The sequence below is a fragment of the Pseudoprevotella muciniphila genome, assembly GCF_003265305.2.
Taxonomy (GTDB): Bacteria; Bacteroidota; Bacteroidia; order Bacteroidales; family Bacteroidaceae; genus Alloprevotella; species Alloprevotella muciniphila.
Genome location: NZ_CP033459.1, coordinates 2401377 through 2427931 on the forward strand (window position 1 = coordinate 2401377; position 26555 = coordinate 2427931).

Below are 26555 nucleotides of genomic sequence, written 5' to 3' on the forward strand. Positions count from 1 at the left end.
GAGCAGGCACTTCATCACCTTACGACAGACGGGGACGGAAACACACATTGCCCTCCATTCCGTGTTGATACCTCAATACTACATTACGGCAAAGAGTGTTCAAGCTTTCAGCTTAACCGTCCTTTGTTTGTCAGTCGCAGGTGCGTGCTTGCTCTTTATGCTGCTTCACTTCCACTTACAGACCGACACATCCCGTCCGCCGCGCGTGTTTGTGCGGCACAGCCGCGAAGAAAGAGATGATTTTGGAAAACAAGTGTAGCGGTCAGGACTGCCACACACGTTTTCCGAAAACAAAGCGGAGCGAAAAATCCCGTCGGCAAGTCGCCAAGATATTTCGCACGAGCCACTGTGCGAGCCTGCATATAGCGCACGCCGAAACGCGAAAATCGGAGCAAACGGCGTAGGGCGTTGGGGGGTACTATCGTACACATACCGCAGAAATCTGCGGTGTAAAACAGTCTAACTCGCTGATTTTCAACTTAATTATGCTTTTACATTCCGAAGAAAAAAGCACGTTGAAAATCAGCGAGTTAGATTTTAAGCCCATTATTGTTTTTAGCCCTAAGACATCAAACAAAACGGAGCCTAAAGAGCGGAAGGCAAAGAGAACGAAAAACGCTCATATTGCCCTAAAATAAAAGCCTTTACGCTTGCGCGTCTCGGCAGAAAGTTGTACTTTTGTACTGCAATCGATGGAGATTGCAGGTATCAATAGCACTTCGTCCCGTAGCCTGATAAGCACGGGACTTTTTTGTTTTTCCCCACTCATTACATTTCGTTCCCACCCACCCATTAAGGTGTCCCTCTCGCGTCTTTTCTGAGGAAGAAGCAGCAAAGTAGTTTTGCATCATCATTTCAATACTGCAAAACCATGACACGAGAAAGACGTATCAGTTTCCAATACTACACCGCCGCCGCTATGCTGCTGGTCGGTGTGGCATTAGCCATCGCTGGCTTCATCGTTTCGCCACTCGGCGAAATTTCCGACTCCGTACTCTACTTCACCGCGCAATGCTTCATCTACGCAGGAAGTGTGTTCGGAGTTTCAGTTTATGTCTCCGATAAGTTCAAGAACCTCCAGAGCAAGCTCGGCATCAAGGAGAAAGATGAAAGCGAAAACTCCAACGAAGAAACAGAACCCTAAAACAATTATGCCCTATGAAGATACTAATCGACAACGGTCACGGCTACAACACGCCTGGCAAGTGCAGTCCCGATAAGCGACTGTTGGAATGGAAATACACCCGTGAGATAGCCACAGAACTCCTTGCCCGACTGAAAGCCGCAGGCTTCGATGCCGAGCGCATCGTCACCGAGGACGTGGACATCTCCCTCAAAGAACGCTGCCGCCGCGTCAATGCCATCTGCAAGAGGGTGGGAGCAAGCAACGTGGTACTCGTCTCCATCCACAACAACGCGGCAGGCAGCGGCGGCAAATGGCGCGATGCCACAGGCTGGTGCGGCTTTGTCTATACCAAAGCCAGCAGCAGGAGCTGTCACCTTGCCCAGCTACTCTACGCAGAAGCCGAGAAGCGTGGGCTGAAAGGCAACCGCTCCGTGCCTCGTGAACACTATTGGATGAAAAACCTCGCCATAGTACGCGACACGGCTTGCCCTGCCGTCCTCACCGAAAACCTGTTCCAGGACAACAAGGGCGAAGTGGATTTCCTGCTTTCTCCCCAAGGACGCGAAGCCATCGTCTCGCTACACTTCGACGCACTCATAAAATATGTTTCCGAATGAAGAAACTCCTACCATTACTCATCGCCATATTCTCCCTCGCAGGTTGCAAGCCCGACGAGATAATCATCACGCAGACCGAAGTGCAGCGCGTCACGGACACCCTGCATCAATACTCCGTCCTGCGCGACAGCATCTATTTCCGCGACAGCATCTTCCTCTACCGGGAAACGATGCCGTCAGTATTACCCGAAGGACGCGACACGGTAAGGGAAACGAAGTTCGTGTATCGCTACCTCTACAAAGAGCAGAAAGGCAAGGACAGTGTCCGTGTGATAAACCGCACGGACACCATCCGTATTACAGAACCTGACCTCAAAGCCCTCGAAGCTGCCGAATCGGAAGCCAAGGCAGAAAAAGCCACCGCCGCTAAATGGCGGATTTACTTTTTCCTGCTCATCGTCGCAGTCATTGGCTTCGTCATTTATTTCATCTACCGCAAAATCAAGCCTTGATATGCCACAATTCGACGAACGCCTGCCTGGTATGGCATTTCCCACACACCTCGATGAAATACTCATCCACTGCGACGATACAGACCCACTGACTTTCGCCGTCAAGATTGACGGCACGACAGTATTACAGACTACGCTCTATCCCGACAGCAACTTAATGGTCACTGTCTCCGACTTGGCAGAGTTTATTTCGGATAATATCCCCAACGGACATATATCCGAAATAGGCTTCTGGCTGAATGGGCAGTTTGAGGACGGCACGACACTCATCCCCAGCAAGGCAGACATCGATTGCGATGTCGATACCTTCTGTAGGAAAAACTTTCTTTCTCTGCTCAAAGGAGCAAAGACCACCTACATAGGAGGGGACGAATATCTTTCCTACTACTCTACTACTGCCGTAACACCCATCATATCGTGCCTGTGGGTAAACCCTGAAACGGGAGAGACACGGCAGGCTGCAGGCATCGTGGCGATGATAACCCACCACGGAGGAAGCCTTTACACCATCCGCTTCGTGCCAGGCAACTTCGTCTGCCCAGCAGAAGGCTTCATCCTGCACTCCTTCACGGTCAGCGCAGGAGAGCGAGAACAGGAGTACATCCTGCACACGCCCATCGACTGCGACCCGTTCTCACTACGCTTTGAAAATAACTTCGGAATGAGTGAGACGTTCCATTTCTTCGGTACGACAGTAAAGGAACTCAAACCCACGCGCAGCACGGCATCGTTTTCCGGCAAGACCAGGAACTATCGTGTGGAAGCCGTCCCCACTTGGAAGTGCGAGACGGGCATCCTCTCCGAAGCCGTGCAACCTTTGTTCGCAGACCTCTGCGCAGCAACTAAAGTCTGGCGCGAGGACAACGCACAGGAAGTAACCATCACCGAGAACGAACACAAGATAAGCAACGACCGATACGAGATACAACGTGGCACGCTCACTTTCCGAGAAAGCAAGCGCACCACCTTGCACAAGCCGCTTGAACAGGGTGCGACTTTTGACCAAACTTTTGATAACACTTTCGATTAAGCACTACCTATGAAATCCATCCACAAACGCGACGCGCTACGCCTGCTCGAAGACCGGCAGCTGCACACCATCAAAGTCTGGAAACTCTCCACGGGCGACATTCTCACCTACAAGGACTGCATCTGCCACTCGGCAGACCGCAGACGGGGTACGCATAAAATCCGCGTACCCTTGTCGGGAGTGCTCCGTGAGTTCCGCGACATCACGCTCTTTGAAATAGACGAGCTTAGTGTGTACCTCTAACAATGCAAAAGGCGACAACTCCGAAAGAGCTGCCGCCTGTTAGTATTTGAATCATGCTTATCGCAGAACGGGTACAAGCTGTATGCCCAGCACCATGGCAATGCGTAGGAAACTACTCAGCTGCACATCCGTCTCGCCTTTTTCCACTCGGGCGATATAGGAGCGTTTCACACCCACTGCATCGGCGAGTTGCTGTTGCGTCAGTCCTAACTGTTTGCGGCGGTCGCGGAGCAACTCGCGATAATACCAGGCTGTGCTCTGCTGGTTAAATTCCTTGCGACTTATCGTTCCCTCTTTGCCATATTTATTGTCAAAAAGTTCCCTTGCAGTCCGTAAGCCGTTGAGTTTATTTCCATCTAATTGAGCCATCGTCCAATATTTTCCATACTTAGTTGTTTCCTACTTCCCAATGGCCGCTATAGCCACTACCAACATATTTAATATGAGGCAACTTTGCTATATGACGTTTGATGGTTTTGGGATTTAGCCCACATGCTTTCGCTAATTCTTCAGTAGAGATTTTAGGATTCTTCTTTATTTGATTTTCAATCCATATATCTAAATCTCCTTGAGAGACATCTTGAGGGACATCTTGAGGGACACTTAGTGTATTCTCCTTTGTGTCATTGACCGTTGAGAACACATTTACAACAAAAACCGTCAGTTTGGAAACATCAAATTCCGCCTCTTTGTTATTGTTTTCTCGCAACATTTCTTGTACACGCCTTATACCTTGATTGAACATGTTGACGTACTTCATTTCTTTCATGGCTTCGGCAACGATAGGGTTGCGATAATCATTGACAGTAGGAAAATTTTCGGGACGTGCTTCACCATAAAGTCCTCCAGCATTCATGATTTCTATATGGTCGTCAAACTGGTACAACCGCACAGGCATGTTCGACTGATAGTCTCGGTGCATACAAGCGTTCATCAGTAGCTCACGCAACGCATTGTTCGGATAGTTGATAACTGTCCTCTCTCGGAACAGACTTGCCGAAACTGGACGTTGAGTGATGATAGCGTTGCTTACAAACGTTTCCAACTCCGGCAATAGTGAATATAGCGGTCCTTGAAAACGCTTCTCATTGAGTACATCGCCTCCAATGGCATTGCCCGAAAACCGTACATACTGAATGTAGAAGCCAGGCAGGAAATGACGAGGATTCTTGCCGAAAAGGATGATGCCAGCATAAGTGGGGCAATCGTGCGTGGTGTCGTACAAATGGATTGCCGCCAATTGTTCTTTTATATCGCGCTTGTCGCTTGCCAAAACCTCGGCATCAACAACCATTGGTAGATAATGCTTTTTAATGATGTCAATATTGAGGTTTTCTATTGTTGCCCCAAAACAAGGCGTGGCATCAAACGTGGCCATAAAAGCAGTTCTGCGCTCCATCAATATCCGCTCCTCCGCTTCGGTCGCAATGTCTCGGCGCGGACCGATGCGGACAAAAGTCCTGCCGCGATAGCGGACAGGAGGTACTAACGAAGGCGACACTTCTACAACGAGCAAATCACCCTTGTCGTACTCAAAGCTATCTACAGATATAACGGGCAATGGAAGTATATTACCGTTAGAACGGATGGAAGCTATCTTCTTAAGCAATGCATCGTCAACTCTAAGACCAGAAAAATTCCCATTGTCATCTGCTCCTATAATGAGATAGCCCTTTTGCTTAGAGTTTGGCAAATCGTTGGAAAATGCACAAATAGCCTCCTGAAATTTGTCCATATCTCCAGTCGAAACAGTACGTTCCACCCTAAATGTTTCTGTGCTATGTAATAGTGAAATAACTTCAGTTTTGGAAATCATAGTCGGTAAGATTGTTTTTTTTGTTGTTATTATGATTTGCAAAAGTAACTAATTCGTTGCACTTCTCCAAATTATTTTTGTCTTTTCTGCCTTGCACTACGAATAGTTCCTTTGCATCGTCAATCTGAAACAAAAGACTATGACCTATAATCTCTACATCAACGACACCATAGGCTGGCCTATCAGTGCAGCCTATGTCCGTTCGGAGCTTGCCAAATGCAAAGACAAGCCCTGCGACGTGTATATATCCTCGCTCGGCGGCGACGTGGCCACCGCCCTGCAAATCCGCCAGCTCTTTATCGAGCACGGCGACGTAACCGCCCACCTCCACGGCTTCGTGGCTTCGGCAGCTACCATAGTGGCCACCGGAGCCAAGCAGGTCAAGATGGGTGAGTTCGCGCTGTTCATGATCCACAAATGCTCCGCGTGGCAAGAACAGTGGGGACAGATGAACGCCGACGACATCGCCGCCGCCATCGACAAGCTCACTTCTGCCAAAAATGCCCTTGACTCGATAGACCAGGTTATCGGCTCTATCTATGCCCAGCGCACGGGCAAGGATATTACGGCACTCGTGGAAATGATGAAAGCGGAAACCTGGCTCTCGGCAGAAGAAGCCATGGAGCAAGGTTTTGTGAATGAAATCATCCCTGACGAGCAGCCAGCCTCCCTCACGGACGATATGCGCCAACGCATCGTCGCTTACGGCTACCCCGTACCCGAACTGCAAGGCAAGCAGCAGCCTAACAGCTGGCAACGCTTTGCCGCACTCATTGAAAACCTTTTCAAGCAGCAGTCTAAGCGTATCGCTGACGACGCACTCGAAAACCTTGAACCCAGTAACTCAATCCATAATCTTAAAACACATTCAACCATCATGAACAAAGACTACAAATCCATCCTCGCACTGCTGGCTGTTGAAGCCATCGCTGTCAGCGAAGACGGGAGTGCCACGCTTTCCGCGTTCCAGCTCCAGCAGATTGAAGCCGCCCTTGCCGTAAACGCAGACAAGCTCGCCACGGCAGACAAAGACAATAAAGACCTCCAGAAGCAGGTCAAAGACCTTACAAATCAGGTCTCAGACCTCAGTTCCGAGAAATCCAGACTAGAAGACAAGGTAAACGAACTCACTTCACAAGTTGAAGCCCTGCAAAAGGCAGACGGCGAAGAAACCACTCACATCGAAGGTAATGGCGAAAACAATACCGCCATGACCTATGCCGCTCGCGCACGTGCGGACTATGAAAAGATAAAGAGTCTCATCGCCTGAATCATTTCTTTTTAACCTCTTAATTCCCTACCCAAATGCCAACTATCAACATTACAGACGTGGATTTGCAGAAATCCGCGCATCAGTACAAAAAAGAGCTGCTGCTCATGCCAATCATTGCAGCCGAAGCAACGCTTCAGCACATGACAGGCCGTCCAGGAGTGGCAGGTCGCGAGACTGTCGGCCAGCTTTCCGGCAACATCGAAATTGCCCCCTACAACGCCAGCCGTGTTGATAACACGGGCGTGGCTATCACACCGCGCACGCTGGAGACATTCCTCGGCAGTGTCATCAAGAAGTTCGACCTTAACGAAGCCGCCAAGACGGTTTATGGCTCGTTTATCACTCAGGGCGAAGCCCTCACAAGCCTTGACCTTGCTCATCAGATACTCAACTATCTGACAGGACAGCTGGGACAGAACTTGAACCTCGCAATCTGGAGCGCACAGCGCAACGCGGCTGGCACGCACACACAAGACCTCTTTGACGGTTTTGACACCATTACCGCTGCTGAAATCACGGCTGGAACGATTGACACTACCGAAGGAAACTACAAGAAGCTCACGGCTGACATCGACGAAAACAACGCCCTCGACATCCTCATGGGAATCTACGAAGGTGCGGACGACAACCTCCAGAGTGTACCGACCAAACTCTTTGTTCCTGTTCCCGTCTATCGTGCCTACAACAAGGCATATCTGAACACCTTCGGCAGCGTGCTCTACAACAAGGAATACAACAAGCATTTCCTAGAAGGCTCAGACAACCTCTGCGAGATTGTCCCCTTGGTAAGCAAGCGCAACTCGCCGTACATTCACCTCACGCCTAAATCCAATATGATTTACGGCTATGGTGACGGACTCGACGCCGAAAAGCTAGCTATTGAGAAGCACCACGAGTTTCTCCTGTCCTTCGTGGCTACGATGTTTTTCGGCGTTCAGTTCGAGACCATCAGCAAGGAACGTCTCTTCGTGGCAGAGTTGCATTAACATTCGTATAACTCTAAACAAATAGCACTATGCCAAACAGATGTACTTATGGAGGCGTGTATGCCTCCCTCATGTTCTGCAAGGGCAAAACCGTCCTGCCAGGACTCCGAAACCGCCTTTACTTCATCCCCAAAGCGTGGATTGTTTCGTGGCCGACGCTGCGCCCTGTCGCTGGCGATATGGTCTCCACTTTTTCCATCTACGACGGTAGCTTCACCCTTGCCGCAGATAAGAAGTGGATGTATATCGACATCATCGACAATAAGGGCAAACTCGAAAGCGAGAGCCAGGGCGACAAGCCTTCGCGCACGTTCCTCAACAAGTTGAGTGTCGTACACCCGGAGACGGATGAACTCGCCAGCTCGTTCTGCCGTCAGGCGAACTCCGATGACTTCGTGTATCTCGTGCAGCGTCGCAACGGCAAGTTCCGTGTCTTGGGCAACCAGATGTTCGAGACGGACACCAAGCCCAAGCAGGACAGCGGCGAGGGCGTATCGGGTGACTTCGGTACAACCATTGAAATCGAGGTGACGGACGAATGCCCTGCACCTTACTATTTCGGTACGATTGAAACCGTAGATGGCGACATCGAGATAGACCCTATAACAGGTGAAATCACTTCCGATGAAACACACGGTCAATAACAGCAGAAATATGTTAGACAACAAATTCACCCAAGCCATGCAAGCGTGGCTCAACGCGCCCAGCGAGTCCCGTTCCCTGCAAGAGGGAGCGGAACTCCTGCTGCGCTTGAACCGCAACAAGTGGATGCACCAGCAAATCCTCCGTACACGGAACTTCTCCAAACTCGAATACGAGTTGAAGAAACACCTGCAAATCCGCCTGGACGGACTGACCTTGCAGGAAGTCGCAGACATGGAAAAGCGCGTTGTTCCCCAAGCCAAGAAAAGCATTGAGGACAACGTACCCACCATCAGCACCGATGCGGAGAACCCGTCGCCGCAGTTTGCTGGTAAGCGTGCCGACCATGACACGTTGCCAGACGACATCAGGGATTTGTACGAGAAGAACGGAGAAATCTACTTCAAACTCAAACAGACCTTTGAAACCTTGAAGCAGATGCACGACGCACAGCCCTGCGACAGATACGAATACCTCAAAGTGCTATCCGAGCAGGATAAGCAATACCGCGAGAACTGGGCGAAGTACGACAGTTATGACCCCAATACCGCCAAGGCTGCAAAGCCCAAGCGCAGCATCAGCAAAAAGAAATCATCCAATGCGCCAACTTCGTGAGAAGCCTACTATCCTTGACCCGTGCGTAGCCGAGTGCCAAGTGTTCTTAACGGATGCTTTCCAACTCGGCTACGTTTTAGAGCAAATACTTGCTTTCACGGGTAAGGCGAAGATAACCGCCAGCACCTTCGGTAATGGCGAGGAGTTTTTGCGCAAGCTCATCATGCTCAAAAACAAGGGGATGATAACGGAGAGTGTACTTTACTGCGACACCAAAGCCGCAGAGAAGAACGCCAAAATGCACCCGTTGCTCCGCTCCGCTTACGACCGCATCAATTTCTGCGACAACCACAGCAAGGTGCTTGTCATAGAGGGCGCATATCCAGTCGTGCTTTTGGCAAGCCAAAACCAGACACGCGGCAACCGCTTGGAAAACTACGTTATCATCCAAAACGAGGACACGGCAGAGTATTGCCTAAAGATTCTCGCGCAACGTAAAACTGCACAGCTTCACGGATTTAATCATTAGAAACACACGTCATGAAGAAAATCCGCATAGGTAAAGACATCAATATAAATTGGCAAATCAAGATAGACGGCCAAAGTCGTGAACTGTCTGCATACAACCTTTCACTCTTCCTGCATCACGATGCTGTAGCTCTACGTATGCCTCTTGACTTTGAAACAGACGGCGATACCATCATATCCTCCGTTTTGGGTAAAGACCAAAAACACACAGGTATTTATCGACTGACCTTATGGCTCAACAAAGGCTCGGCAAATCAAAGTGTACTCGACAGCAGCAATGCCTTTTGTCTTGTTCCACGCACCGAGTTGGAGGGTGGGGAAGATGACGACAACCTTAACACTGAAACACTAAACCTTACGGGCGATTTAAGTACAGACCCCATTAAGAAAATTGAAGCCATTGAGTCATTGATACCTACGCAAGTATCACCCAACACCATTGACTTGGATTTGAAGAATAAAGATGGCGAGGTCGTTCTCAAATTGCCATTTGCTACAGCAAGAGCATCGGGTGTAGTGAATCCTACTATTTATGACAGGTTGATAAATAGTCTGCCTGGCAGGAATTTAGGAACATTCGCCACTTTTGAAGAACTCGACCAAGCCGTTTTAAGATACACCGATTACAAATATGGCGTATTTGTAACCTATGGTATGGTCAATGACTATAGCGGTAGTTTATGTTGTCTAAATCTGCCCGCAGGTGAAGACCTTGTAGTACAATACTTCTTTCGTGTACAAAATGGTAAGCGCACCCTCTTTAGCCGCATTGCATACTGCGACCCTGCAACCGGCAACTACCGCACACGCGGAAAACAAGACATACAAAATGCAAACATATAGTTCACAATGATGATAAACATAGACCTTGACGAACTAACCAAACTCACCGAGCAAATGACACCCATCAGTGACATTGCTCTTTTGCTCGACATCCCAGAAGGCGACCTGCGCGATGCGGTGTCCGACCACGAAAGCCCCGTCAGTATCGCCTATCGTAAAGCAAAGGCACGGCTAACTTTGCAAATGCGTCAGCAGGACATCGAACTTGCAGAAGCAGGATCGCCGTCAGCTGCCGAAGCTATGCGAAGCCACTTACTTAAAATGTTACAAGACGAGTGAACCCCGAACTAATCAAACGCACCCAAGATTTTCTTTTCGCAAGCGAAGAAGAAATGGAAAAGGCACACGTCCCGATTGACGTGCGCCAGCGTTTGTATCGGCTTCGGGATATGTATTCTTATTGGCTTCGCAACCCCAAACAAGGCGACCGCCACATTCTCGCCGAGATAAAGCGGCGAAACGGCTTGGGCGACACACAAGCCTACGAAGACCTCCGCTTGCTGAAGCTCTGTCTGGGCAACCTCCAGCAGATGACACGCGACTGGTATCAATACTTATTCATCGCACGTTGCGAGGAAGGCTTTCAGATGGCACGCGACAAAGGCGATGCCGGAGCCTTCGCCAAAGTCCTCGCTTCGCTCGGCAAGTTCACGCGCCTCGACCACGAGCAACTTACAGGCCCCGACTACTCGCAGATTATCCCACAGCAGTTTGAGATAACCAGCGACCCGTCGGTGGCAGGCTTCCAACGCATCCCCAACGTGTTGCAGCTTACGCAACAGTTGGAAAAGCGTTTCAAGAAAGAAATCGAAGCCGCAGAGTACGAAGTTATCGAAGTAAAACCCATATACGAAAATGAACCAGCCCATTCTGCGACATATCCGCAAAATTGAATATTGCGCCGCCTATCATTTGAAACGCGCCATCATTCTGCCAGCCCAAGCCATAGCCCTTGTTCGTGACCCTATGCCCTGGCAGGAACTTCCGCTTGTCGGACTTGCTTCTCTTGAAGTTAACGACGAAGTGGAAAATGGTGTACGGATGTATACGTCTAAACTCACAGCTATACTCTGTAAACCATTTCAGCACTCCTCACGCCCATCGGCTTTCCGTCTTACAGATGTTCAAAACCGAACCTACATCCTTGGCACTTCCTATTCCCCATATCCCTTTGTCTCTCAGACCTTGTCTTGCACAACTGAGTCTTCAAAGAGCTCTACAACAGTCTTATCAATAAATCACCAATCCATCTATCCTTTACTCTCTATAGGTATATAATTATACATCGCTATCATCCAGCGCATCACCAAGAAGTTCTGATATTTCTTTTGAAAGGCGATGAGCAGAACTTCGTGGAATATCTGTAACCACCATTATTTCCGACCAACTTAATCCCAGTTTGAGCAGATAGCAAATTTTTAATTTCCTTTCATTCAGTTTTTTGATTCGTTTTTCTGCCTTATAAAGAAAATCAGGGTCAGCTAAATTGATGGCATCCATAAGTAACGACCAATCATCACCATTTATACGAACGCCATTTTTGTAGTTCGCAGCATCTTTAAATTTTCTGAATATTTTCTTTTTACTGACACCTGCTGCTGTGTTCAATTTCACTTTGGTCAATCTCGTATTTCTTTCCTCCGTTTTCTTGATCCGTTCTTTTTGTTGTTCTATTATCTTTTCTCGTTGAGCGAGAATCTTGTCCTGCTTTTCTATTCTCACTTGATTAAGTTCTATTATGCTTTCATTTCTTTGAATTTCTACTTCTTTGCCGGCAATGATGCTCTGTTGCTCTGAAATACTTCTTCTCTGATTCTCAATAATACTCTCTTTGTCGTGCAATTCCAAATCCTTTTTGAATAGCTTATGCTTTAACTTTTTCCTGTATTTCATGTATATGTAGGTTATAATCCCAACCAGCAAGAAGGAAATGAGTAATACAAACACAGAAGTTCGCCACAATGCAGATGACTTCTTGTATGCAGCAGCTTCAGCTTCAATGTCTCGGTTGTACTGATATTCATTGTGAGCATCTTCTGCCAATGCCTGTTGCTGCTTGAGGTTAAACGAGTCAATGTTGGTCGCATATAGATGAGCGTATTTCAAAGCGTCTTCAGTTTTTCCCTGTTCGGACAAGACCTCCATCAGTCCTCGTGCTTCCTCACAATTTCCACTAAGGCTCAAATCTGACTCAAGAACTTTCTGATAATATATAGCAGACGAATCCAATTGATTTGCATGCTGGAAATAAACGGCCTTTGCCATGTAATAATTTCGAGGTATTCTGCCGTCCAAATGGTCATCTAAAAGCGATACGAGTTCAGTTGCTTTCTTTATGCTGTCTTCCTTTGCGTAGAAAGAAGCCTGTTCAGCAATAATATCTGTGTTTGAGCTATAGGAAGCATCCTGTTTAATAAGGTTGATAGCTTGGTCATAATAGAGTTGCATAGAATCTTTCAGTCCTAAATGTTGGTAGCATGTTGCTACATCCATCAGGCTGCGTTCATCCAATTTGCCAATCCTATCTTGCAGGAGGTACTCATTTTTGGAAAACTTTAGTGCATTCTTAAAATCGTGTAACTTGAAGTATATGAATGAAAGCTGTGAATAAATGTTAGAAAGTATCAATGTATCAATCTTCTCATCAGTCTGCTGAGCTATTTCAACTGCTTTCAGATAATTCCTCGCAGCACCGGGGGCGTCGTGCATATCTCTGTGAACACTCCCCAAATAGTAATAGGCTTCCATCCTTTCATTAGCGAAGCCGTTTTGGTCATAATAAGAAACAACTTCTTTAATTAGCGAGTCGGAAGTATGAGGAATAAAAGCCTTGTCCTGTGCTTTAATCTTTAAGAGGAGATACCTATGCCTCGTTCTGTCCTCCATGTTCTCTATTTGCGTCTCTATTGAGTCAAGCTTTTCGCAGGCGTTCTTCGGTTCGGAATAGCAAAGAGAATCAACATGCGCCAAAAAGTCTTGTAAGTTTTGACTTGTTGAGTTTGCGTTAAAACTGCCAAAATATTTTCCAACAATAAATGAACAGATTATGCACAAGACTAGAATTGCAACTTTCTTCATAAGCAAAAACTAAAATCTTTTGAAGTGCAAATGTACTAAGATTTGTGTTAAACGCCTCTATTTTAACACTCGTTATTACAATTACTTTATTTTTTTGCTAAAAATAATCTCATAAAAATGTTTGTTTAACACATTGATAATCAATACTGTAAATGGGGGGGGGTAAATTTTTAGATTTAGTTTTTGGGATTTTCGCGGGATTAATAGGACGCTTTTTGTTTGCAGGATTATTATGCCGACTCGTAACTTTGCATTCGCTTAATTAAAAACAAAACGTATCAAACACAAACTTAATCAAACATAACTATCATTATGAAAAAAATTAATTTAAGAATTTGCGTTTTCGCAATGTTTTCCTGTCTGTTCAGCTTCGGTCTAGCGCAATCGTTGGATTCTATACCTATTCCTTTCACCATGTTAAACGGTGACATTATAGGAGACTCACACGGTAGGCATAGAGGCCCGGCACTGAACCAGCCATTACCTGTTGTTTATTATGATACAACAGAAGAGTTTTTATATTTCGAGTCAGAAGAATTAATTAATGGGCTATCAGTACAAATTGTGGACGAATCAGGTGTTATCATAGAAGAGCAAATTATGACCATCCAGCCTGACGTGTATACAACAATTGATGTTAGCAACCTATCTGAAGGGTTATACTTTATAATAATCTATATGAACGGTCGTACCTATATTGGCGAATTTGAGCCTGGTGGTATTTAGAATCGTATTCTTACTCTCAATAGATGAAGAAAACCAATACAATTGTAAGTCTAAATGTTACTAATTTGTTATTGTAATCTTTCAGCAGTCAGTATTACGGTTTGTGCCCCAAACAGGGACAAATCCGTAATACTACGAGAGTTTGTTAATCAATTTGTCTTTAATTGTCAAAACCGCGTTGAGAGTCTCAAAAACTAAAAAAACAACAGTTCAAAAATACAAGAAGAGTTTCCTGCTGGCAATTACTTAATTTTAAGTAAACTTTAATGGCTTTCAGTCCACGCTGTAATATCACGCTGACAGAAGCTATTTAATAAATAATCTATATCATATTTGAAGATGGCGACACCATTCGAAAGATTCTTATCGGACCTTAAAGTTGTTCATACAGAAAAGTTTACAGATACGGTGTATAATGAGCATCCGTATAAATATACTTTATATGGATTGGGTCAGATGTTGTCTCGCTATAAGATAGAGAATGAGGCACTGAAATTGGAGAAGAAGGATGAGTTTCTACAACTTCAAACACCTTTTATTGCTCAAGCAGCACATGATATTGTTATCGTAAAGTCATTAAGCGACAAGGAAGTGGTCTATGACTGGTATGGAGATGACATCAAAATAGATTATTCAAAGTTCAAGGACATTTTCACTGGGGTCGTTCTCCTTGCTTATCCCGATGAAAAATCTTCAGAACCTAACTATAAAGAACATCATCGCAAGGAAATATTGGAGAAGTCCGAGTGGAGTGTCATAGGATTATCCATTTTCCTGTCAGTCTGTTGCTTATTCTTTGCAAATAAAGTATATGATGATATACTGCTCTTTCTGAGTAGCCTATTGGGACTTCTTGGAGCATTCGTCTCCTATCTAATCATTCAAAAGACCCTTCATGTAGAAAGCAAAGCGGCTGATCGGTTGTGTTCCGTTTTCAAGAAGTCCACTTGTAACAACGTCCTGGAAACACCTGCAGCAAAACTGTTTGGTCGATATGGTTGGGGACAAATAGGGTTAGCCTATTTTTCTGTAAATCTTATAGCTGCTTTCTCCTTTCCTCCATTTGCTTCTAAATATCTCCCGATAGTATCTATTTGTGCATTGCCTTATCCCATTTGGAGCATTTGGTATCAGAAAGTAAAGGCAGGAAGTTGGTGCCCTCTTTGCTTGTTTATCCAACTTATTATATTGGTACAAGCAGTATTGGGCTTCTTTTCTATGACATCTTCACCTGCAACTATTCACGATTATATAGATTCAAGAATCTTTATCCTTCTTTTAGGTTATCTTGCATTTACCCTCTTGCTATGCAAATTTTCTAGACTATATGCAAAAGCAAGTGAAGCCAACGAATGGAAAGCAAAATTAGCATTGCTCAAGTATCGCAAGGATATTATTGAAAAAATGTTCGATTCTATGCCTAATCATGATAATAGCGAAACAGCCTCACGAATTATCTTTGGTAAAAAAGAATCCCCTTACAGAGTAACTGTATTCAGCAATCCCTATTGTAATCCTTGTGCATCAATGCATAAGAAAATAGAAGAACTATATGCCGCAGGATGTCAGATACAATATGTATTTACCTATTTCTCAGAAGATCTCAGCATGGTGAATAAATTGATGATGGCTTCATACGAACAACGCGGAGAAGAGCACACATGGAAACTATTATCTGCCTGGTACGATGGTGGGAAAAGCCAGCAGGAAAAGTTTTTCAGTAGTGAATTAGACACTGAGACTCTGTTTGTGAAAGAAGAGTTCAACAATCATGGAAGATGGAAGAACCTGACAGGTTTTAATGCTACTCCTACATTGCTATTTAATGGGAAAGAAATGCCTGATTCATACAACACACAAGACCTTCTCTTCATAGTTACCAACGGACTATAAAAATAGAATGAAAACAAGAATATTCACAAATGAAGAAAAACTCCTGAATCATTTGGTACTTCACTCTAATGATATGCCATCTGCATTAGGACTTCTCAACGGGCAAATGGGAATAGTCATTGTTTTGGCTCACTATGCAAGAGTCAGGAAACAGCATCAGATAGAGAGAGTTTCCGAACTCCTCCTGGAGAACATCTTAAAACGGCTGACCAAAACAGTAAGTATAGATTTTGCAGATGGATTATGCGGCATAGGCTGGGGGTTGGAATATCTTATACAAAACGACTATATGAAAGGAAACTCGGCTGAGTTGCTCCAAGAAGTGGATGCAAAAATTATGGAACACGATGTGCTGAGAATTCAAGATACAAGTCTTGATACCGGCTTGGAGGGAACACTTCACTATGTATTGGCACACTTGCAGGGTGCTAACCGGGCAGGACAAAGAGTTTTTGATAAAGATTACCTTGAAAATTTGGTTACAAGAGTACGGCAATTATGTATAAATAATCAGAAAAATCAAGATTTTCAAAATCTGTTTGCAAAACTCATCGAAGGCATCAATGGCAGCGAAAATTTTTATGGATTTCAACTATTACGATTTATCAAACCAAAATATAATCCCAAGTTTCTGACTCTGAAAGAGGGAACGGCAGGTCAATTGGAATTACTCATAAACCGAACAGTGGAGCAATCATTATGAAGCGTATCTTTTTAATAGACGAGCATATCAGTTCCAAGCAGAATGGCGTGGGAACTTTTATGACACAATTCCTTGAAAGCCTCCGAAATACTGAATGTGATGTCAACTTCCTTTCATTTAATGACAGTAATGGCCATTTGCGTATTTCCGTAAAGGATGGTTACAGGTATTATCAAATCCCGTTTAGCAACCGTGGCGACTTCTTAATGAATGGAGGCCAAGTGTTTCCATTGCTTTCTCTGTATATCAAGGATACACCTGAAAACCTGTTTTTCATCAACCACTCTCCCTGCGCCGACTTTATGAAAGCGTTGAGAAGAAATTTCCCAAAATCAAAAATTGTCTTTACCATTCATGATCAGGGTTGGACTTCTCCTTGTCTTGGGGATGTTGAAATGCTTCAACATATTTTGCAGAAGAAAAGAGTCTGTGGGAAAGACAAGAGAGTAGAGCAATTTGTCCGCAGATATTGTCGTAATGAACGGACAATGTATAGAACTGCCGATGCTGTGGTTTGTCTGAATCAATCTACTTACGACCTGTTGCAAGATTGTTATTTCGTTCCGGAAGAAAAGATATGGCTTATTCCAAATGGAATAGAAATATCGTCTTTGCAACATTCTCACAGGATGCAGGCACAAAAAGAAGCGAAGTCCAATTTGGGTATTCAGGGTGATGAACAACTGTTCTTGTTTGTCGGTCGTCCTACAAAAGCAAAGGGACTTTTTGAACTGCTTGCTGCTTATGACAAGTTTTTCCTTAAATATCCAGATACGCGATTAGTCATTGCAGGAGGAGTAGAAAACTTTTCAGAATGTTCAAAATACTCTATAAACAGCGCGGCACACGTCACTTATACAGGTCTTATCCCAAAAGAAAAACTTGATCTGTGGTATAAGGCCGCTGATTTTGGCGTTCTACCGTCTTACACAGAACAATGCAGTTTTGCAGGCCTTGAAATGATGAAGAACATAGGAATAGTAATTGCCACCGATGGATGGGGACTTCAGAAGATGTTTAAAGAAGGAGATAATGCACTTGTTGCTCACATACCGGACAGGAAAGAGGATAAAACGAACGGACTTGTTGAAAACCTCCTAAAGGCATTAAGTCAGGCATATCATCTTCAGCAGGAAGAAAGAGAAATGTACAGGAAGAGAACTCAAAAAAATCTTTTGGAGCATTACGATGCTGAAATGATGCGTCAACATTATGTAGAACTGATAAATTCATTATAGTTATGAACAGTAAGACAGGTAACTCTCCTCTTGTCAGCATAGTACTTCCTATGTACAATGCTGCCAAATACATCAAAGAATGTGTCGATAGTATATTGGCACAGACATATTCAGATTTTGAATTGTTGATAATAGACGATGGCTCCACTGATGACAGCGTGAAAATTGTTGAGACATATAAGGATTCTCGTATTCGTCTGATAAGAAACAGTCACGACTTTATAGCTTCCCTCAATAAAGGAATAGTAGAGAGCCGCGGAAAATACATCGCACGAATGGATGCAGACGATAAGATGAAACCGCATCGTTTGGAAAAGCAAGTAGAAGTAATGGAAACCATGCCGGAAATAGTTTTGTGCTGTTCCTATATGCAAAGGATGGGCGGAACAGATATATACAACGCAGGCATTAAAGGACGATTTCCGCACTTCAAGTCGCTGCTTCTCGTCGGCAATTTCATTTCTCACCCAACCACTATGATGAGAAAAGAATACTTGGAAACAAACGAGCTGGACTATAAAAACGGTTATCCATACGCGGAGGATTATAAACTATGGACGGAGATTGCTCTGCTCGGAGGTGGACTGTATATTGTCCCTGAACCACTCATTGACTATCGTGTTTCAGAATCACAAGTAAGCAGAATGCATCATAATACACAGGAAGCATCAGCGCTAAAGATACGTAATGAATTACTGTCTTATTTGATTGAGCACGAAAGTGGTGAGTATAAAAAACACATCTCCAATTTATATGATAATTTTGTAGCTCTAAACGGGAAAAATTTGATAGACGAAGAGACTATTTTCGGAGTTTTCTATCGATTGTTTTCTATACTGGAAAGTAAGTAAATAGATACCTAAAAGTCAAATAGATACTTTAGTTGCAACAAAGTATAGTTCACGTGGAGTAAAATCCACAAATGTTTAACTAAAAAAAAAAAAACAATGAAACAAATCAAGAAAGTAGTCTTGAAAGAGGCTACAAGGCTCTCCCAAGAAGAGATGAAGCATGTATTTGGTGGTAGCGGTTTAGAAAGTGAATCTGGAGCTTGCGCTGGAGTTAAAGATGATCCGGAAAGTGCCTGCGTAGGAAAGGCGGAATGGGATAGTTGCTATTTTTGTATTTTGAGTGGAACGCAGTACGAAAACCTAATACGTGGATATTGTAAAAAGCCTACAGGTTCTGTTGTAGAAGTACACAAAAATATGTATTGTTATAATCCTAGATAGATGTTTTATGATTATCTGCAATGTTGAATATTTGCAGATAGTCATTTTGTTTTTTATGATTAAGATAAATAAAATATGTATCATCATCTCATTTGTATGCATAGGATGTTTGCAAATGGGGGCAAAGGAATACGAACACACAGTACAGGGCTATGTAGTAGATAATATGACGGGAATAGGTATGGATAGTACTCATGTGACTCTGATGAAAAGCGATAGCACTGTTATCGCCTCATCTATGACAATCCCCAAGATAGATGACCAATTAGTTGGAATGTATCGATTTCAAATTCAAAAAGTCGGAAAATATATCATCAAGGCAGAACGTAAAGGATATGATGATGGTTACATGGATTTTGAATTACGCAGTAATCGCGAAACGTTTATTTCAGTTAAAACTATTCGTATGACAAGAGTTTCTTTGCTGCCACCAGCAATCGTGAAGGCGACAAAAGTGAAAATGGTGATGAATGGCGACACGATTGTTTATAATGCTGATGCTTTTAACTTGGCCGAGGGCTCGATGCTTGACGCATTGGTGAGCCGATTGCCGGGAGCGCAACTGACGAAGAATGGCGAAATTTTCGTGAACAGTAAGAAAATAGAGAGTCTCCTCATCAACGGACGTGACTTTTTCAGCGGTAACCCAAAGGTGGCTCTGCAAAACTTGCCCGCCTACACGGTGAGCAAAATCAAGGTTTATGACGAGGCAGGTGTCGCTTCGCGCATTATGCAGCGTGATATGGGCGACAAGCGGTATGTGATGGACGTAAACTTGAAAAAGGAGTATTCCAATACCTACATCGGCAACGCTGAGGCTGGGGGCGGCACCGACGAGCGTTATCTGGCAAGGGCCTTCGGTATGAAAATGTCGGATAATGAATGGGTGATGGGGTCGGGTAGCATCAATAATTTAAACGACAACCAGAAAATAGGGTATGATTATGGAAACAATGGTTTTGGCTGGACTCCGCAGGAAACCATTGACGGACGGATGATCAATCGCGAGGCGGTGTTCAGCTATACACGTTTTTTTGACAGGCAAAACAAACTGGGTGGCGACATCACATTGAACCATACCAATGGAAACAACGAGTCGCGCATGAATACGCAGACCTATCTGCCTGAGAGCGATTCTTTTCTAAAACAACATAGCCATTCCACTCCGAAATCAACACTGCTCAAAAGCTATCTTTATCATAATTTTGAAAAAGACAGGGCTTTCAATCAGAGTGATTTCAGTCTGCAATACATTCGAAACAACAATTTCAGCCATTCCGAACAGACCACAAGCGATTCGATTTCGGTTCTCAACGAAATGCTGACACGAGGCTCTTACGAGAATCAAAGAATCGTTGCAAACGGCTCCATCAGCGGTGGCACAAAAATCATCGTTGATATGCTTCGATGGGATCTCAGTGCCAACTACAACCGCTACAGCATCGACCAATTTTTGCTCAGCGACATCCAATATACAAACGGACAGACACCATGCGACTTCCGCAACACCTACCTCGACAATAGCCATCAGCAGTGGAACATCAAGGCAAGCACCAAATATGACATCTATTGGCCAGGATGGATAATAGCACCAGAATATGAATACAACTACCGTTACAACAAGTCCTCGAATATGCTCTATCGGTTGGAAAAACTCGCTGGTCGCGATTCCACAATTTGGGATATACTACCCTCGACCCGCGAGGCTCTTGTTGATGTGCTCGACTGCCAAAACAGCTACGATTTTCACGAGTATCAGAATCATCATCGTTTCAGTGTTCGAGTAATGTCTGAGCCACAAATGGCCAATCGGAATTATCGTGGCATTTTCCAACGCTGGAGTCTGCTGCTTCCTTTGCGCATCGCGCATAACAACATCTTCTATAATCGCCTCGGTCGGCACGACGTAAGGCGTAACGCCGTGTTTTTCGAACCGAATGTCTACGCCACAGGCTTCTTCTCAGGTCTCAAATGGACCTTAGAGGGCCGAATGTGGTCTGACATTCCCGATATGACGATGCTCATCAGCTACCGCGACGACACGAATCCGCTCAACATTCGATTCGGCAACCCTGACCTGCGCAATCAGCACAACTATAGCACATCGCTTTATCTGAGTCGATCACTCAGTAGCTATCAGCAGAGCTACTGGTTGCGCTTCGATTACAACCAACAGGACAATGCCGTAGCCTACGCCAATGAGTTCGACAAGAATACCGGAACAAACACCATTAGACCCATCAGCGTAAACGGCAACTGGAACTCCAGTGCAAGCCTCGGCTACTCACGTGCGCTCGACAAGGCAACGAAGTTCACCATCGACAACCAATTGAGGTACAAATACTACCATAGTATTGATATGGCTTCAGTCTCGGGTATGGCCTCGACTATGCGCAGCATCGTCAATAACCATTTGCTTAGTGAAAACCTTAAACTGAACTTTCGGCTCAACAACAATTACGAGTTCACGCTACATGGTGGTGGCACATACTATCTCGTCGTTAGCCATCGAAAGGGGTTTGAGAGCATCAACGCATGCGACTATCAAGTCGGCTTCAACACGACGCTGAAACTGCCTGCGAATTTCCAGTTTACGTCGAACTTGACGATGCACGCTCGTCGAGGTTATCAGCAGAGTGAGATGAACACAACCGATTGGGTCTTGAATGCCCAACTGACGTGCAGTTTCCTCAAAGGAAAACTTCTCGCGAAGCTTAGGGGCTACGACATCCTGCAACAACTTTCTAACACGCATTATGTGATGAATGCGCAGGGGCGAACCGAGTCATGGCACAATGGCATTCCACGATACATGATGCTCTCACTCTCGTGGCGATTCAATGTCACAAAGAAGCAGAAATAGTTTTATTTCAAACTGGACTCTTCTGAGTTTTCTATATTGGAGATAAAAACAAATAGATACTTTTTGCGCAACAAAGTATAATTCACGTGGAGTAAAATCCACAAATGTTTAACTAAAAAACAAAAAAACAATGAAACAAATCAAAAAAGTGCTATTAAAAGAGGCTACAAGGCTCTCCCTTGAGGAGATGAAGTTCGTGTTCGGCGGTAGCGGATCCGAAATGACAAGATGTGATACAAGCTGCGAGGGTAATCGTAAGCCTGTAGAGATAATAGATTGTCATGGAACTTGTATCGCAAAACCAGGTTCGGGTGTTACCTGTAGTGGCGCGACAAAAATTATGACTAAATTCTGTAATGGTACTTCCTCTACTACCCAAATTGTATAATAGCTATTTTATAAAAAAATATCATCTACTCAATAATTATAAACGAATTATTATTTGATTTATGAAAACTATCAAAAAAGTGACCTTTAAAACAGCCACAAAACTCTCTCAAGAAGAGATGAAATATGTTTTTGGTGGTAGTGGCAGTGGTAATGGAGTGTCAAATTGTACATCAGATTGTGGTACGCAACAAAGTGTTTATATTACTAATTGTTATGGGACTTGTATAGCATCCGATGGTAATTTCGTCCGTTGTAGTGGCGTTACATCTGTTTTGACAAAGTATTGTGATGGAACATCGTCTCTTCTGAAGAAGTATTAAATGTATGTTGGGGGTGTGGCAAAGTGAATTGAGTACGCTGTCGCGCAGATATCCAAATCTAACACACTGATTATTCAACGATGCTTTTTCGTATTTGGTTAGATTTGAAATAATCTTGCCTTTGTTGTTGACTTCCTCATTTTTGACACACCCTCTTCTTCAATGGCATTCATTATATCATACGAAAATGAAATTAAACTTTATGGCTTCTTTTTTACCAAAAGATACCAAACGAATACGACCTTGTTGTTACAATAGAGTAGCTGCCTTTTTGCGTGGCTTGCTTTTTTTGTTCTTTAGTGTTGATACGATAGCTAGTTATGCCCAGAATGAGAAGATTGTAGGTTCTGTGTACGATCCGGTAAGGGAAATTGGAGTTGATGATGCAGAAATACAAATACTGAATACAGATAGTGTCGTGGTAGTTTCAGGCTCTTCTTCGATTCAACGGGTTTGGGATGAAAATGGTGTGCACGAATTCAAAAAAGAGCCGGCAGTTTTTTCTATTAGTGGAGTGCCTGAAGGAGAGTACATCCTTAAAATTGTAGGAAAAGAATATCAAACGTTATTTCAGCCGATAACAGTTAAATACGTTGGTCGGGACAAAATCTGTGATGTCGGTGAGTTTTGGCTCGACCGTGATAATGTGCAACTACCGGTAGCTGTCGTGCACGGTACGCGCCTTTTGGTGGTGAATAAAGGCGACACGCTGGTTTACAATGTGTCAGCACTACAGACGATGGACGGTGACATGTTGGGTGAGTTGGTAAAGAAACTTCCCGATACAGAAATTCGCGATGGCAAAATATATGTGAGAGGAAAGTTCGTGGAAAAATTGCTGATCGGTGGCAAAGATTTCTTTAACGGTGATATTGCTCAAGCGTTACGCGGTTTGCCTGCCTATACTGTGAATAAAATCAAAATTTACGATAGAGCTGGTGATGCCACGGAATTGACGGGTAAGGATATGGGCGACCAGCAATATGTGATGGATGTGTTCTTGAAAAAACAATACAATGGCCGATGGAATGGAATGCTCGATGCGAAAGCCGGTACGCACAAGCGTTTTGACTTGTTAGGCAGGATCCTACGTTTTGACGACCGGCAGGCTGTTGTGCTTATCGGTGAAAGCAATAATCTCGATGAAGTCACAGAAGGGTCAGACCCCAAATGGACCGGTCGCTATTTTAGCAACAGCGGCAATAACTTTATTCAGTCGCTCTATAGCGGCTACAAATTTGAACCTAATCGCGACCTCAGCTTGGGCATCGTTGGTTTTGTTCGTCGTTATCACAACTATGGCTATACATATTCAGCTTCAGAAGCGTTTCTTGATGGTTCAAACTTGTTCGGTCGCAGTGATAACAATGTTTCTTCCGCCCGCACGAACTTATCCTTGAATATGAATATGCGTTATCGGCCATTCAAAAGATTGCTCTTGAATGCCCAATACAATCTGGATTATTTGCGACAGCATGCCAAATCTTTTTCGCGCGAGCTAAATACGCTGGATAATCCGGATTTCTATTATGCAAAAAGTCCTTTAGACAGCGTTTTTGCAATTTCTCCTGCGAATAGTGCACTTTGGGGATGGATACAATCGCGCATCAGACAAGAGGATTTCGCCCTAAGTAACAGAATAAAGCATATTGCCGCTTTTTCTGCGAAACAAGCTATTGGCAGTAATTTGCTCAATGTCGATTTAAATATTCAACTCTCGCGGATGCAACAGGAACGTTTCAATCTATATGACTTGGATCGTCTCAATGACTTGAGCGAGCATCGCCACCAATTTTATGACGACGCTTCTCATGATGCAAATGTTTCGGCAACGGCTGATTACACGTTTGTTTATGTTGACAAAGAGTCTGCTTACGGTAGAATTACGCCTTACTATCTCTACAGTTATACATACAGTCATACCGACAATCCTCTTTATCGTTTAGATTGGATAGAGGACAGAGAATCCTATCCTCTGTCTTGGTTGCCTTCTGAAACACAAGTGCTGATGAGTTGCTTGGATGTTTCTAATTCTTTTGATTCTAAACAGCACAGTCATAAACATGAGGTTGGCTTGCGATTTATGCAAGACATTCGTTTTATGGGTAGTAAATGGGTGCGCCTGAATGTCTCGATTCCTGTGGAACACCGTAATGCACACATGAATTATGTCCGTGGTGGTTCCCAATTCGATGTCAAGCGCACTGCATTATTCTTCAATCCAAATGTAACGCTGCGTTTCTCGCTTGATTCAAACGACAGGGAGGCCAGAAAACGCAATGTTCAAATCGCCTATATAATGCGTAATAGTTTTCCAGATTTGCTTTATCTGATAGGCATCACCGATGCTAGCAATCCGCTCAATATTCTTACAGGAAACCCTAACTTGCGTAATACGACGCACCATCAATTGCGACTTACGGCAAAGCTTTTGTCAGATAAAGTGACTTGGAATGTGTATGGTTCTTTCAATGGCATACGCGATGCCATAGCCTTTCAGCAAGTGTATACACGTTCAACAGGTGTGCTGCATCGCACACCAGTAAACATTAATGGCAACTGGAATGCAGATATTAACAGTAGCTTGTATCTGCCGGTAACAAACTCGCAAACGATACAATTTCATAAATCTATCGGGTGTTCCTATCAGCGCAGTGTCGACCTCAATGACTGGGATACGACGGCACAAATTTCTACAGAAAAAAATGACGTAAAAACTTTTACTCCGCGCATAACCATAGGGATAGGCTGTCGTCCAAGTAGCAAGTTTTATATAGACTTTAGCGCAACAGGTATATGGCAACATATCAGTGGAAGTTCGCCTGGATTTACAACCCAAAACGTCTATACTACTCACTATAGTGTTTCTGCATCCGCTACTTTGCCATGGGATGTGAAACTGAAAACGGAATTTGATTTATCGTCTCGCTATGGTTATTCGGATCGAAGCATGAATAAAACCATCTGTATGTGGAACATGAACATTGAAAAAGAATTGAATAGTTCAATCACGTTTTCGCTCAAGGCTTATGACATACTGCAACAGTATCGCGGTATAACCTCTGAGATAAACGCCCAAGGTCGCACTGAGACTTACAGGGAATCATTACCCTCACATTACTTGTTCGGTCTGATTTGGAGGTTCAATAAGAAGCATAAATGATATTTTTCAAACTGGACTCTTCTGAGATTTCTATCAAAAGATTTCTATATTGGAGATAAAAACAAATAGATACTTTTTGCGCAACAAAGTATAATTCCCGTGGAGTAAAATCCACAAAGTATAACTAAAAAGTGTAATTTATGAAACAAATTAAAAAAGTGGTATTAAAAGATACCAAAAGACTTTCTCCGGATGAGATGAAATTAGTCTTTGGAGGAAGTGGTACAAATGTAGGAATGCCAAGTGAAATGTGTTATTTACCATGTAATGACTTTTTTATTGTAACAACAATAGAAAATTGTCCAGAAGGTTGCATGTCAAACTATCTGGAACAGACACTAACTTGTAGTGGCACTAACTCTGTAATGACTTTTGTATGTTCTGGTGGGTTAATAACTTCTTCCGTTGTAACAATAGAACCTCCAATTTAATACCATAATTGGAATGGTATTACATACTTTTGGGATTTACTTGGAGGTTTAAAAAGAATTTGCGCAACAAAATATAAATTCACGTGGAGTAAAATCCACAAATGTTAAACAAAAAAAACAAAATTCAATGAAACAAATCAAAAAAGTAGTCTTGAAAGAGGCTACAAGGCTCTCCCAAGAGGAAATGAAGCAAGTGTTCGGCGGAAGCGGTACTGATGACGATAATCAGATTTGTGGTACCACTTGCAGGACAAAAGAAGGTCTTATACTTACGTCTGGACCTACAGCTAATTGCGAGACTCAGACAGTAAGGGACTTTTGTTCAGGAACAGAATGGGACTATGCTATCTGCGTTTGCGATGCTGAAAGCCCTTCATATTTAGTCAATTAAACATCGTCATACACTC

Annotated in this window: 30 protein-coding genes; 25 read left to right on the plus strand and 5 right to left on the minus strand. The window is 43.9% G+C overall.

Features of this window, described 5'->3' with window-relative positions:
* Positions 1-155 precede the first annotated feature (155 nt).
* The gene (locus tag C7Y71_RS09735) at positions 156-431 is read right to left on the minus strand and encodes a hypothetical protein (protein ID WP_146739331.1); all 276 of its coding nucleotides are present in this window, start codon (positions 429-431) and stop codon (positions 156-158) included.
* A gap of 440 nt (positions 432-871) precedes the next feature.
* Here C7Y71_RS09735 and C7Y71_RS09740 point away from each other — a divergent pair, with 440 nt between their 5' ends.
* The 5 genes from C7Y71_RS09740 to C7Y71_RS09760 are packed head-to-tail and all read left to right on the plus strand — an operon-like array spanning position 872 to position 3468.
* Positions 872-1144, plus strand: a complete 273-nt coding sequence (locus C7Y71_RS09740; protein ID WP_111897512.1) for a hypothetical protein — start codon at positions 872-874, stop codon at positions 1142-1144.
* A 14-nt stretch (positions 1145-1158) separates the two neighbouring features.
* Positions 1159-1743, plus strand: coding sequence for an N-acetylmuramoyl-L-alanine amidase (locus C7Y71_RS09745; RefSeq protein ID WP_111897513.1), 585 nt, complete (start codon positions 1159-1161; stop codon positions 1741-1743).
* The gene (locus tag C7Y71_RS09750; RefSeq protein WP_111897514.1) at positions 1740-2195 is read left to right on the plus strand and encodes a hypothetical protein; all 456 of its coding nucleotides are present in this window, start codon (positions 1740-1742) and stop codon (positions 2193-2195) included. Before C7Y71_RS09745 ends, C7Y71_RS09750 begins: the two co-directional genes overlap by 4 nt.
* Before the next feature lies 1 nt (position 2196).
* Positions 2197-3225 (plus strand): hypothetical protein, encoded by a 1029-nt coding sequence (locus tag C7Y71_RS09755; protein WP_111897515.1) that lies wholly within the window; start codon positions 2197-2199, stop codon positions 3223-3225.
* A gap of 9 nt (positions 3226-3234) precedes the next feature.
* Positions 3235-3468, plus strand: coding sequence for a maintenance system killer protein (locus C7Y71_RS09760; protein WP_111897516.1), 234 nt, complete (start codon positions 3235-3237; stop codon positions 3466-3468).
* Positions 3469-3525: 57 nt separating this feature from the next.
* Here the strand turns inward: C7Y71_RS09760 and C7Y71_RS09765 are convergent, their stop codons facing one another.
* Both C7Y71_RS09765 and C7Y71_RS09770 read right to left on the minus strand, forming a co-directional pair.
* A complete protein-coding gene (locus C7Y71_RS09765; protein WP_111897517.1) occupies positions 3526-3837 on the minus strand; it encodes a helix-turn-helix domain-containing protein in 312 nt (103 codons plus the stop codon).
* 19 nt (positions 3838-3856) lie between these two features.
* Complete coding sequence (locus tag C7Y71_RS09770) at positions 3857-5284, minus strand: RNA-binding domain-containing protein (RefSeq protein ID WP_111897518.1); 1428 nt, start codon at positions 5282-5284, stop codon at positions 3857-3859.
* 139 nt (positions 5285-5423) lie between these two features.
* Between C7Y71_RS09770 and C7Y71_RS09775 the strand changes: the two genes are divergently transcribed.
* The 8 genes from C7Y71_RS09775 to C7Y71_RS09810 are packed head-to-tail and all read left to right on the plus strand — an operon-like array spanning position 5424 to position 11004.
* The gene (locus C7Y71_RS09775; protein ID WP_111897519.1) at positions 5424-6554 is read left to right on the plus strand and encodes a Clp protease ClpP; all 1131 of its coding nucleotides are present in this window, start codon (positions 5424-5426) and stop codon (positions 6552-6554) included.
* A gap of 35 nt (positions 6555-6589) precedes the next feature.
* Positions 6590-7543 (plus strand): hypothetical protein, encoded by a 954-nt coding sequence (locus C7Y71_RS09780; RefSeq protein WP_111897520.1) that lies wholly within the window; start codon positions 6590-6592, stop codon positions 7541-7543.
* Between the two features lie 29 nt (positions 7544-7572).
* Positions 7573-8187 (plus strand): hypothetical protein, encoded by a 615-nt coding sequence (locus C7Y71_RS09785; protein WP_111897521.1) that lies wholly within the window; start codon positions 7573-7575, stop codon positions 8185-8187.
* 10 nt (positions 8188-8197) lie between these two features.
* The gene (locus tag C7Y71_RS09790; protein WP_146739332.1) at positions 8198-8800 is read left to right on the plus strand and encodes a hypothetical protein; all 603 of its coding nucleotides are present in this window, start codon (positions 8198-8200) and stop codon (positions 8798-8800) included.
* Positions 8784-9269: a phospholipase D-like domain-containing protein gene (locus tag C7Y71_RS09795; RefSeq protein WP_111897523.1), complete on the plus strand. Its 486-nt coding sequence runs from the start codon at positions 8784-8786 to the stop codon at positions 9267-9269. Before C7Y71_RS09790 ends, C7Y71_RS09795 begins: the two co-directional genes overlap by 17 nt.
* 11 nt (positions 9270-9280) lie before the next feature.
* Positions 9281-10111 (plus strand): hypothetical protein, encoded by an 831-nt coding sequence (locus tag C7Y71_RS09800; protein ID WP_111897524.1) that lies wholly within the window; start codon positions 9281-9283, stop codon positions 10109-10111.
* A 6-nt stretch (positions 10112-10117) separates the two neighbouring features.
* The gene (locus C7Y71_RS09805; protein ID WP_111897525.1) at positions 10118-10390 is read left to right on the plus strand and encodes a hypothetical protein; all 273 of its coding nucleotides are present in this window, start codon (positions 10118-10120) and stop codon (positions 10388-10390) included.
* Between the two features lie 53 nt (positions 10391-10443).
* Positions 10444-11004, plus strand: a complete 561-nt coding sequence (locus C7Y71_RS09810; RefSeq protein WP_146739333.1) for a hypothetical protein — start codon at positions 10444-10446, stop codon at positions 11002-11004.
* Positions 11005-11019: 15 nt separating this feature from the next.
* Here the strand turns inward: C7Y71_RS09810 and C7Y71_RS11900 are convergent, their stop codons facing one another.
* Positions 11020-11172 (minus strand): hypothetical protein, encoded by a 153-nt coding sequence (locus C7Y71_RS11900; RefSeq protein WP_193215903.1) that lies wholly within the window; start codon positions 11170-11172, stop codon positions 11020-11022.
* Positions 11173-11389: 217 nt separating this feature from the next.
* Positions 11390-13189, minus strand: a complete 1800-nt coding sequence (locus C7Y71_RS09815; protein ID WP_111897527.1) for a tetratricopeptide repeat protein — start codon at positions 13187-13189, stop codon at positions 11390-11392.
* Positions 13190-13501: 312 nt separating this feature from the next.
* On the opposite strand from C7Y71_RS09815, the gene C7Y71_RS09820 reads away from it, so the two are divergent.
* The 12 genes from C7Y71_RS09820 to C7Y71_RS09875 all read left to right on the plus strand — a co-directional run bounded on the left by C7Y71_RS09820 (position 13502) and on the right by C7Y71_RS09875 (position 26539).
* The gene (locus tag C7Y71_RS09820; protein ID WP_111897528.1) at positions 13502-13915 is read left to right on the plus strand and encodes a DUF3244 domain-containing protein; all 414 of its coding nucleotides are present in this window, start codon (positions 13502-13504) and stop codon (positions 13913-13915) included.
* A 339-nt stretch (positions 13916-14254) separates the two neighbouring features.
* Positions 14255-15808 carry a vitamin K epoxide reductase family protein gene (locus C7Y71_RS09825; RefSeq protein ID WP_111897529.1) on the plus strand — a complete coding sequence of 518 codons (1554 nt, stop codon included), beginning with the start codon at positions 14255-14257 and terminating at the stop codon, positions 15806-15808.
* Positions 15809-15815: 7 nt separating this feature from the next.
* Positions 15816-16511, plus strand: a complete 696-nt coding sequence (locus tag C7Y71_RS09830) for a lanthionine synthetase LanC family protein (protein WP_111897530.1) — start codon at positions 15816-15818, stop codon at positions 16509-16511.
* On the plus strand, positions 16508-17749 hold the full coding sequence (locus C7Y71_RS09835) for a glycosyltransferase (RefSeq protein ID WP_111897531.1): 1242 nt from the start codon (positions 16508-16510) through the stop codon (positions 17747-17749). The genes C7Y71_RS09830 and C7Y71_RS09835 overlap by 4 nt, the downstream gene beginning before the upstream one ends.
* 2 nt (positions 17750-17751) lie before the next feature.
* A complete protein-coding gene (locus tag C7Y71_RS09840; RefSeq protein ID WP_111897532.1) occupies positions 17752-18600 on the plus strand; it encodes a glycosyltransferase family 2 protein in 849 nt (282 codons plus the stop codon).
* Positions 18601-18696: 96 nt separating this feature from the next.
* Entirely contained in the window at positions 18697-18981 is a 285-nt protein-coding gene (locus C7Y71_RS09845; RefSeq protein WP_111897533.1) for a TIGR04149 family rSAM-modified RiPP, read from the plus strand.
* A 115-nt stretch (positions 18982-19096) separates the two neighbouring features.
* A complete protein-coding gene (locus C7Y71_RS09850; RefSeq protein ID WP_193215904.1) occupies positions 19097-21844 on the plus strand; it encodes an outer membrane beta-barrel protein in 2748 nt (915 codons plus the stop codon).
* Between the two features lie 130 nt (positions 21845-21974).
* Positions 21975-22232, plus strand: coding sequence for a TIGR04149 family rSAM-modified RiPP (locus C7Y71_RS09855; RefSeq protein ID WP_111897535.1), 258 nt, complete (start codon positions 21975-21977; stop codon positions 22230-22232).
* Between the two features lie 61 nt (positions 22233-22293).
* Positions 22294-22554, plus strand: a complete 261-nt coding sequence (locus tag C7Y71_RS12235; protein ID WP_111897536.1) for a TIGR04149 family rSAM-modified RiPP — start codon at positions 22294-22296, stop codon at positions 22552-22554.
* 187 nt (positions 22555-22741) lie between these two features.
* Positions 22742-25717, plus strand: coding sequence for an outer membrane beta-barrel protein (locus C7Y71_RS09865; RefSeq protein WP_111897537.1), 2976 nt, complete (start codon positions 22742-22744; stop codon positions 25715-25717).
* Between the two features lie 140 nt (positions 25718-25857).
* Complete coding sequence (locus C7Y71_RS09870; RefSeq protein WP_146739334.1) at positions 25858-26148, plus strand: hypothetical protein; 291 nt, start codon at positions 25858-25860, stop codon at positions 26146-26148.
* Between the two features lie 127 nt (positions 26149-26275).
* On the plus strand, positions 26276-26539 hold the full coding sequence (locus C7Y71_RS09875) for a TIGR04149 family rSAM-modified RiPP (RefSeq protein WP_111897538.1): 264 nt from the start codon (positions 26276-26278) through the stop codon (positions 26537-26539).
* The last annotated feature ends 16 nt before the right edge of the window (positions 26540-26555 follow it).